Annotated in this window: 12 protein-coding genes and 1 tRNA gene; 3 read left to right on the plus strand and 10 right to left on the minus strand. The window is 63.3% G+C overall.

The window, feature by feature from the left end; translation table 11 throughout:
- Positions 1 to 12 precede the first annotated feature (12 nt).
- The 4 genes from EOC83_RS25090 to EOC83_RS25105 all read right to left on the minus strand — a co-directional run bounded on the left by EOC83_RS25090 (position 13) and on the right by EOC83_RS25105 (position 2,623).
- Positions 13 to 252 carry a Trm112 family protein gene (locus EOC83_RS25090; protein WP_013528775.1) on the minus strand — a complete coding sequence of 80 codons (240 nt, stop codon included), beginning with the start codon at positions 250 to 252 and terminating at the stop codon, positions 13 to 15.
- Between the two features lie 9 nt (positions 253 to 261).
- Complete coding sequence (locus EOC83_RS25095) at positions 262 to 933, minus strand: LON peptidase substrate-binding domain-containing protein (protein ID WP_013528774.1); 672 nt, start codon at positions 931 to 933, stop codon at positions 262 to 264.
- Positions 934 to 1,039: 106 nt separating this feature from the next.
- Positions 1,040 to 2,041 carry a thioredoxin gene (gene trxA, locus EOC83_RS25100; protein ID WP_063169575.1) on the minus strand — a complete coding sequence of 334 codons (1,002 nt, stop codon included), beginning with the start codon at positions 2,039 to 2,041 and terminating at the stop codon, positions 1,040 to 1,042.
- An 84-nt stretch (positions 2,042 to 2,125) separates the two neighbouring features.
- Complete coding sequence (locus EOC83_RS25105; RefSeq protein WP_027162861.1) at positions 2,126 to 2,623, minus strand: prolyl-tRNA synthetase associated domain-containing protein; 498 nt, start codon at positions 2,621 to 2,623, stop codon at positions 2,126 to 2,128.
- Between the two features lie 255 nt (positions 2,624 to 2,878).
- On the opposite strand from EOC83_RS25105, the gene EOC83_RS25110 reads away from it, so the two are divergent.
- Both EOC83_RS25110 and EOC83_RS25115 read left to right on the plus strand, forming a co-directional pair.
- Positions 2,879 to 2,953 (plus strand) — tRNA-Gly (locus EOC83_RS25110).
- A 195-nt stretch (positions 2,954 to 3,148) separates the two neighbouring features.
- Positions 3,149 to 3,712 carry a type 1 glutamine amidotransferase domain-containing protein gene (locus EOC83_RS25115; RefSeq protein WP_013528771.1) on the plus strand — a complete coding sequence of 188 codons (564 nt, stop codon included), beginning with the start codon at positions 3,149 to 3,151 and terminating at the stop codon, positions 3,710 to 3,712.
- Between the two features lie 43 nt (positions 3,713 to 3,755).
- Here EOC83_RS25115 and EOC83_RS25120 read toward each other — a convergent pair whose 3' ends face one another.
- Positions 3,756 to 4,544 (minus strand): SapC family protein, encoded by a 789-nt coding sequence (locus EOC83_RS25120; RefSeq protein ID WP_063169576.1) that lies wholly within the window; start codon positions 4,542 to 4,544, stop codon positions 3,756 to 3,758.
- Positions 4,545 to 4,780: 236 nt separating this feature from the next.
- Between EOC83_RS25120 and EOC83_RS25125 the strand changes: the two genes are divergently transcribed.
- Positions 4,781 to 5,176 (plus strand): hypothetical protein, encoded by a 396-nt coding sequence (locus EOC83_RS25125; RefSeq protein ID WP_244514245.1) that lies wholly within the window; start codon positions 4,781 to 4,783, stop codon positions 5,174 to 5,176.
- A 72-nt stretch (positions 5,177 to 5,248) separates the two neighbouring features.
- Here EOC83_RS25125 and EOC83_RS25130 read toward each other — a convergent pair whose 3' ends face one another.
- The 5 genes from EOC83_RS25130 to EOC83_RS25150 are packed head-to-tail and all read right to left on the minus strand — an operon-like array spanning position 5,249 to position 8,708.
- Positions 5,249 to 5,785: a GNAT family N-acetyltransferase gene (locus EOC83_RS25130; protein WP_244514246.1), complete on the minus strand. Its 537-nt coding sequence runs from the start codon at positions 5,783 to 5,785 to the stop codon at positions 5,249 to 5,251.
- Positions 5,786 to 5,796: 11 nt separating this feature from the next.
- Positions 5,797 to 7,119: a hypothetical protein gene (locus tag EOC83_RS25135; RefSeq protein ID WP_063169578.1), complete on the minus strand. Its 1,323-nt coding sequence runs from the start codon at positions 7,117 to 7,119 to the stop codon at positions 5,797 to 5,799.
- 33 nt (positions 7,120 to 7,152) lie between these two features.
- Positions 7,153 to 7,677 carry a tail fiber protein gene (locus tag EOC83_RS25140; protein ID WP_063169579.1) on the minus strand — a complete coding sequence of 175 codons (525 nt, stop codon included), beginning with the start codon at positions 7,675 to 7,677 and terminating at the stop codon, positions 7,153 to 7,155.
- A gap of 10 nt (positions 7,678 to 7,687) precedes the next feature.
- Positions 7,688 to 8,188 (minus strand): tail fiber protein, encoded by a 501-nt coding sequence (locus EOC83_RS25145; protein ID WP_063169580.1) that lies wholly within the window; start codon positions 8,186 to 8,188, stop codon positions 7,688 to 7,690.
- 13 nt (positions 8,189 to 8,201) lie between these two features.
- The gene (locus EOC83_RS25150; protein ID WP_063169581.1) at positions 8,202 to 8,708 is read right to left on the minus strand and encodes a tail fiber protein; all 507 of its coding nucleotides are present in this window, start codon (positions 8,706 to 8,708) and stop codon (positions 8,202 to 8,204) included.
- Between the last annotated feature and the right edge of the window lie 17 nt (positions 8,709 to 8,725).

The following is an 8,725-nucleotide window of genomic DNA, read 5'->3' on the forward strand; positions in this document are numbered from 1 at the left end:
GAAACGTGCCCCTCAGCCCGGCCCACCCAGACGCGGCGGCGGCGGGGCCAGCACATCCTCCACCGAAAGCGTCCGCGCCTCGGAAGGCAGCATGATCGGGATGCCGTCACGCACCGGATAGGCAATCTTGGCGACCCTGGAAATCAGTTCGCCGCGCTCCGGATCCCAGGCCAGCGGCCCCTTGGTCAGTGGGCAGGCCAGCAACTCCAGCAGCTTGGGGTCGACCTTCTTCCCGTCACGTCCGTCCGCCATCGCGCCCTCTTACTGCAAACTCGACCCAAAATCCTCATTCTCGCGCGCCAGCGCCATTTCGGTGATGGCGATCAGCGTCTCGGCCCGGGTCTTCAAATCCGCCGCTTCGAGCAGCGCCTGTTTCTCGGCTGGCCCATAGGGCGCCATCATCGACAACGCATTGACCAGCATGGCATTTTCGGCCCGGCTGACGCTTTCCCAGTCGGCCTCGAGGTCGTTGGCCTGCAGATAGGCGCGAAATGCCTTGAGCAGCGATGGCCGGTCGATCTCGTTGCCCGCCTGGTCCTCATCGAGATCGGCAAGGAAAGGCGAGGGCTTGCACTGGCGAAACGGCGTCTTGACCGTCAATTCGTGGGCGATGCGGAACCGGCACACGCCCTGCAGCGAAATCAGGTAACGGCCGTCGCCGCTCTCGGAAAAGGCGATGATGCGCCCGGCGCAACCGACATTGCAGAGTTCCGGCTCGCCGTCGTCGCGCAAGGCCCCGTCGAGACTGGGCTGGATGACGCCGATGAGCCGCGAGCCGGCGATCGCCTCGTCCACCATCTGCAGATAGCGCGGCTCGAAGATGTTGAGCGGCATGCGGCCTCCCGGCAGCAAAAGCGCCCCCTCGAGCGGAAAGATAGGGATCGTCGACGGCAAATCCTTGGCGAGCCGGTAATGCGCGTTTCCCGCTTGCACCTCATTCCTCCGATCGCGCCATCAAGAAGCGCGTGAGTTCTTGGCCCTAATCTGGCGCAATCATCGCCGACGCCAAGCCCGTGCGGCAAAACAACCGGCAGCCGGCTCAGGAAAACAGCAGCGCCGACAATTTGCGGCGCGCTGCCAGCGTCGCCTCGTCGGTCATGCCCCAGGCCTCGAACAGCTGCAGCAATTGCGTCCTCGCGCCATCCTCGTTCCAGGCCCGGTCGGCCTTGATGATGGCCAGCAGATTGTCGGCTGCGGCCGTACGGTCGCCGTTGGCGTTCTGGATCATGGCCAGATCGAAACGCGCCTGGTGATCTCCGGGATTTTCCGCAAGGCGCCGCTCGAATTCGGCTGGATTGCCGAGAGCCGCCGCCTGCGCCGCAACCGCCATCCTGGCGCGCAGGGCTGCCACCGGCGGCGCATCCTTCTTGGCCTCCGGGGCTGTTGCCAAAAGCGCCTCGGCGCCTTCCGTGTCGCCGGCCTCGAACAGCAGCTCTCCCAGTCCGGCGATCGCCTCGATCGTCTCCGGCGCCTGCGCCAGGATGGCGTCATAAATGTCGGCCGCGGTCTGCATGTCGCCGGCGTCGCGCGCCTCGGTCGCCGCAGCCAGAGCTTCGGCCACCGGCGGCGCGCCATTGCCCTTGCCGCCGACCTTGGTGATGAATTCGTTGATCTGGCTCTCCGGGATGGCGCCCATGAAGCCATCGACCGGCTGGCCGTCCTTGAAGGCGATGACCGCCGGGATCGACTGGATGCCGAGCTGGCCGGCGATCGACGGATGGTCGTCGATGTTCATCTTGACCAGCTTGACCCTGCCGCCGGCGGCCTTGACCGCCTTCTCCAGCTGCGGCGTCAGTTGCTTGCAAGGTCCGCACCAGGGCGCCCAGAAATCGACCAGCACCGGCTGGCGGCGCGATTCCTGGATGACATCGGCGGCAAAGGCAGCCGTCGTCGTGTCCTTGATCACATCGGCGGGAGCGGCGGGCGTATCGCCAAGCGCGACTTTCGCCGGCGCCGGCGCGGTTCCACCATACTGCACCGAGGTGGTGTACTGGCCGCCATTGCCGCCAAAGGGGCCGCCGAACGGATTGTTGTCGCTCATCTCTTTACCCTTCCGTGGCGCCGCCGGCCGGCGGCCAGGCGCCCTATGCTTCAGACCATCGGTTTTAAGCCATCCATGTGGCGATCACGCGGAGACTTTCAAGATAGCAGCATCGTGCCCGGTTGCCTCGACGAATCTGATCAGGTCGCTCGCTGCGATCGATGTCGTCGCCTCATTGGTCAGCGGATGCCCATTGATCACCGCATGCTCCATCAAATCCTTGTCGAGCACGAGCTTGACCCTGTTTGCCGTGTCGTTGATGATGCCAAAGACCGTGACGGCGCCCGGCGTGACGCCGAGCAGCTCCATCAGCATCTCCGGTTTGCCGAAAGAAACCCGGCTGGCGGCGCCGATCACCTGGTGGATCTGCTTCAGGTCGACGACCGCGTCCTCGCCGACGGTGACCAGAAAGAAATTGTCCTTCTTGTCCTTCAGGAACAGGTTTTTCGTGTGCCCGCCGGCGATCTCGCCGCGCAGCGCCTGCGAATCGGCGACGGTATAGAGCGGTGGATGGCGCTTGGTCGAGGCAGCAATGCCCAGCTCGGCAAGAAAGGCAAAAAGTTCGGCTTCGGTCTTCGGCATCGGTTTCGTCTTCGTCCCGTTTGTGAGCCCATGCCGTTTACGGCCAATGGGGCGGCCGACACAAGGCCGTCATGCGACATCACGGTGAGCGGCACCCGCCCTTTGCGGTGGCGCCCCCGCCGCGTGCCACTCGCGCGCCCGCCGGCGGCTTGCCGGCCTCGCTTGCCGGGTCGTAAAAAAGCCTGCGATTTCCCTGTTGCAATCGCCGCGCTCTTCAGCCATATAGGCCCGGCTTGCGGCCAAGACGCCGTGCGAGCGGGTGTAGCTCAGGGGTAGAGCACAACCTTGCCAAGGTTGGGGTCGAGCGTTCGAATCGCTTCACCCGCTCCAGTTTCCTCTTAGGAAATCAAGCATCGAAAAGCCGCGGTCCGCCGCGGCTTTTTCGTTTTTGGACATTGTCGAACTGGGAGCTTGGGCCGAACTGCGCTTCGTCCATCCGCCTCTCATGTCACATAAAATTACAGCCAGGAACGCTTCCCGCCTCGCCTCGTTAGCCCTCCACCACCTAACGATGGAGAAAAACCAATGCAGGATATTTCCGGTAAGCGCGTCGCTATCCTTGCGACAAACGGGTTCGAACAATCCGAGCTTGAAGTTCCGCTCAAAAAATTACGCGAGGCGGGCGCCGAGGTCGATGTCGTGTCGCTCGCAAGCGGCAAGATCAAAGGCTGGGACCTCAAGGACTGGGGTCGGGAGATTCCTGTCGACAAGACGTTGGATGAGGCGCGGTCGGACGACTATGACGCGATCGTCCTGCCTGGCGGGGTCATCAATCCGGATCTGCTGCGCGTCGAGCGAAAGGCCCTGGACTTCGTCGAATCGTTCTGGTCGGCCAAGAAGGTCGTCGGCGCGATCTGCCATGCGCCCTGGCTTCTCGCCGAGACCGGCATCGTAAGGGGTCGCCGGGTCACGTCTTACAAATCGATCAAGACCGATGTGATCAACGCCGGCGGTCTGTGGGAGGACACCGAAGTCGTCACCGACCAGGGGCTCGTCAGCAGTCGCAATCCCGGCGATCTCGACGCGTTCTGCGACAAGCTCGCCGAGGAGATCAGGGAAGGGCGGCACGACAGAAGGGTTGCTGCCTAGCCGCCTGTCCGCCCAGACGATCGACCGCGCAAGCTTTTCACAGTCAGCCCTTCGCCCCATCCGCCTTCCGCAGCGATGCCTGATGCACCAGCGAGGTCCAGCTGTTGGTCGAGGCGAGGTGGCAATAGAGCAGGCCGAGCGCGCCTGATTTGCGCAGGTCGAGAAACGCCTCGTCGCTCAATTTGTTGAAGGCCGGCTCGTCGATCACCTGGAAGTCGGTGAGGTTGAGCACCTCGCCACCCTCCAGCGTCACCTTGCTCTGGCGCGGCGAAAACAGGCCGTGCGCATCGATCTTTTCGACCATCTCGCGGGTGGCTCGGAAGTCGATCTGGAACTGGTTGCAGAAGGCGAGCGCCTGTCTGGTCGCTTCGGTCGGCTCGTTGCCGGCGAAGAACGGCAGGATCTTGTCGTCGCGCAACGGCGCCAGCAGCTGGTCGACGATGCGATTGCTGGCCCGGTCGGCGCACAGCGTCAGCCGGCCGGCCGATGTCGGGTCTTCGGCCAGGATGAAAGGATAGCGCCGGACATAGGCGGGGATGTAGTGCGGCCCGGTCCATTTGCCGTCGGCATCGACGAACAAATTCTCGTTCTGGCGCACGCCGGTGATGATCACCGGCGACTTGGCCGGGCCGATGAAGACGATCGGGTAGGAGCGCATCGCCGCCGGCATTTCCGACGCGACCACCGGAATGGCGTGCGCCGAGCGGGCGAAGCCGAAGTCACTGCGCGCGGTCAGGCCAAGCGAGCCGTGCCGCGCCGGATTGAGCGCCTCGGGCCTCGAATAGAACAGCGGCAGCGCATCGCCCGTCACGTCCGTCTTTGCATCCGCCATCATCCGTCTCCCGCACGCCCATCAGGCTGCCAATGGTCCCGAAGCCGGGATCTATGCTTTGTTTGCGCTGATCTTGGATCGAAAGGAATCCCGCGCAGGACAAAGTACTACAGCGTCTCTTGCGCGCATAAAAGGACAGGCGGTGCTGTATCTTTGGGATTTGCGGCGATCGATTGTCTTGGGGAACACGACCGCCGCCTGCCCGCCTCTGGACAGCTTGCGGCGAAGCGGCGACAGTGCCGCCGCTGGAGCAATTCCGGGAAAAGTGTGCAGCGGTTTTCCCCTGGCAATTGCGGAGAAACAAAGAGCTGGATCGGATCCGAACGCTGAACCGCTCCAGCGCAAAGATTGAGGCAAACGGGATGGCGTCGGTGTCGGATTTCGAGCAGGGACAAACCTTCACCATCGAAGCCGGGGGCAAGCAGATCCCGCTCGAACTGAGCGCGGTCAAGCCCATCGCCGCCAGCCCGCGCCCGGGTGGCGGTTTCTCGCTGCTGTTTAGAGGCCCGCGCGACATCGCGCTGCCGCAGGCGACCTACCTTTTCACTGGCACAAGCGGCAGCCACGAGATCTTCATCGTGCCGGTCGCCGCCGATGCGGCCGGGCGGCTGTACGAAGCGGTGTTCAACTAGGCGACGTTTGCTCTTTGAGGCGACGCTTGCGCTGCGGCGCGAAACCTTGACGCCAGCGGGACAGCCATCGTCTCACCCCGCCCCGCCACTCGGCGCCGCACATTCCATCAAATCGTATACACCCTTGTCCTCGACCACCGCAAAACCGAGCCTGACATAGAGCCACCTGGCCGGATTGTGCTTCTCGACGTGGATCGATACTGATTTGCCGGCTAACCATGCCTCGTCGATGAGATCGCGCAGCAGTGCGGTGCCGTAGCCCTTGCGGCGATGCTCCGGCAGGAAGGCAATGTCGATGATGCGGTGCTGGCCTGGCCAGCGCTCGATGTAGAGCCGGCCGATGTCTTTCCCCGCTCGTTCCACCACCAGCCAGTCGGCCTCGGGATAGTGTTTTCGGTAATGCGCGTGCTGCGCCTGGAACTGCATGTCGAGGAAGGCGGCCTTCTGTGCCTCGGTCCACGCCGTCACGGCGAGTTCTTCCACGCGCGTCGAGGCATAGAGCCGCGACAGGAACGGCAGATCCGCCTCTGTCGCGGCGCGGAAGCCGAGCCCGGCCTTCTCCGACCGGGACCAGGCTGCGAGCCGATACGCCTGCTTTGCCTCTGTCACGCTGCCTGACGTCAGACCGGCGGCGTCAGGTCGCGCACGACGACGATCTGCTTGAGGTTGCTGGTGGCCAGCGCCGTCCACGTCCACTCCCATTCGGAGCTGTCCATGGCCATCTGGTTGATGGTCCACAGACCATTTGTGCCGTCGTTCTGGACCATCATCGAAAACAGGGCAAGGCGGCCATCGGCATTGTAGTCGAGCGACAGGCTGGTGTTGGCGCCGGAGCCGCCGAAATCGCGCCATCCCGACCAGTTCTGGGTGGCGGCGTCATATTGGGCGTTGAAGGAGTGGACATGCTGCTGGTCGGAGGCGACCAGCATGATGTCGCCGTCGCCCTGGATGCCGGCGCAGAGCGTGTATTTGGGAACCCTGCTGTAACCGGGCGTCGCCCAGGCCGTCCAGGTGTCGGAGCCGGCCGGCAATTGCTTGGTGTGCAGGACCTGGCCTTGCTGCGTCATGGCAAACAGATTGGTGCCGCCCAGCGGACCGACAATCGGCGCCATTTCCGTGAAGGGGTAGCCGGCGTCGATCTGCACCCATGGCGTCCAGTCGGCGACCGTCAGCGCCTGGACCTTGGCCTGCTGGCAGCGATAGAGATGGAGGGCGGAGTTGATGCCGAACAGCGCGATGCGGCCGTCTGCCTGGCGCAGCGCCGTGATCGCCACGAGCTGCCCGGTCAGCTGGATCCAGGCGCTCCACGGCTGGACTGGCGGCCTGAGCTCGTCGACGGTGACGACGATCGGCGTCGTCGTGCCGGGCGGCGTGATGGTTTTCTGCACTTGAACAATCACATCCGGGTTCTGGTAGATCCACCAGATGCGGCCCAGATTGTCGGTGAGGAAGATTTCGACGCGGCCATCGGCATCGCGCGCCATCGTCAGTTTCTGATAGGAGGTGGCACCGGGCGGTGTGCCAATGCTCGTCGGCGCGGTCCATTTGTCGATCGGACCGATCTGGTTGGGGTCTTCGGTGATGAAGGACAGGTTGGTGGTGCCCGAGGCTTGCGCGACCACGGCGACGCGACCGTCCCTGGTGAGGCCCGCCGTCATGATCACCCAGGCGCCGGGCGCGATGAACGACCACGCCGCGGGCCATGACCCGTTCGGTGCGTCTTGAGCCTTCTGGATCAACTGACTTTTGGCGGAATCGATGCCCACCACCATCAGCCGCGACAGTTCGAAGAACGCCGCGCCGGCGGGCTTGTTCTGGTAGATGGGCGGGACGCTGGATCGCCGCGAGCGGGCGTTGGCCTTGGAAGCCGCCCGAGGCGCGGGCGCGGGCGTCCTTGCTGCGGGGGCCGATGCCTTCGACCTAGGTTCAGCTTTCTTGGCCATCGTATCGGTCCTGCCTTGTTGATTCGGAATTCCTCAGCCTCTCGGCGGGAAAAAGCCTTCCAGCGCGATGCAAAAAGTCAATGTCAGGTAGGGCATGCGATTGTTGTGCGGCAGACTGCCACCTGCCGGAGCCAGCATGTTCACTGCCATCGACACGATGTTAGCGGTCGTGTTCTTGTAGGCGTTGGCGTTGCTCGACCTGGCGATCGCCCGATCCGGCGTCGGGATCTGAAGCTCGGCAGGGTCGGTTACGGCGCGGATGTTGTGATTGTGCATCGGCATTTCCGATTCCAGTAGAGACACGGTATCCGAGCCACCGAACTGCCCTAGATCATAAAGCGCCAACCCTTGACCCTGGCCGGGTTGCATCGGCACATTGCCTTGCATGTCCGGCAAGCTGAAGGTCGATCTGCCATCGCCGCCATAGGTCGTGCCCAGCAGCGAGAACAAGGCCGTGTTTTGCGAGATCGGCATGAGCTGACCGTCGCAGGTCGCCCAGCCCCTGGGTGCGAAGTTGGACGGAAAAATTCGGATTTCCGCGACGAATTGGTCCGACATGGTCCTGTCCTTATGTTTGGGTCGGGAAAACGCCGAACAGTGAAATGATGAAATTGACACAGAGGTAAGGCTGCAGGTTGCTGTGAGGCTGGCTGCCACCCGTCATGCCGACCACAGGGTTGGCGAGGTTCGCCGTCGGTGTGTCCTCGACATAGAGCTTGCCTGTAGACGATTGGGCCACAACGTTGTTGGCGGGGCTCGTCTGGTTGGAGACGCTGCTCGTCGCCAGCATGGCGTGAGTGTGGCCGGTCATTTGCTGTATGTTCAGCGTCACGTCCTCGACGCCGCCGGTTTGCCCGATGATGAAACCGGTTCCCTGATGGACCGGCACGCGGCTGGCCAGGTTCGGCAGGTTGAATGTCTCCTGACCGTCGCCGCCATAGGTCGTGCCGATCAACTGGAACAGGGCATCGTTTTCGGAGATGGGTATCGTCTGGCCCTGACAGAACGCCCATCCGGCGGGCGCAAAGTTCCCCGCGAACATGCGAATCTCGCCGATGTAAACTGTCATGACTGCGCGTCCTTCAATTCCGCGACGGGAAGATACCTTGCAGGGCGATGCAAAAATTCAGCACCAGATAGGGCTGCATGTTTTCATGTGCCTGGCTGCCGCCCATCGTGGTGACGCTGCTGGGCACCAGCGTTGTCAGGTTCGATGTCGCGGGCGCGTAAAGCTGCGCGGGCGACGCCGCAAGCACATTGCCGCTGGCGACGAAGAGATCGCCGGAATCCGATGTCGCGCTGGCGGTGTGAGAATGCTGGGGAATCTCGGGCAGTGTGAGCGTATGCGCCTGCTCGCCGCCCCGCTCGCCCAGGAGATGACCTTGGCCGCCAGTATGAGTTGGCACGCGCCCGCGCAAATCGGGCAAGGCGAAAGTCGTTTGCCCATTGCCGCCATAGGTCGTGCCCAGCAGAGCAAACAATGCCTGGTTCTGGTTGATCGGCAGGAGCTGTCCGTCGCAGAACGCCCAACCTTGGGGAGGGAAGTTGAAAGAAATCAACTTGATTTCCGAGAGATACGGCTCGGCCATATACACCCCCAAACGTT

It is taken from the genome of Mesorhizobium sp. Primo-A (assembly GCF_003997175.1).
GTDB lineage: Bacteria > Pseudomonadota > Alphaproteobacteria > Rhizobiales > Rhizobiaceae > Mesorhizobium > Mesorhizobium ciceri.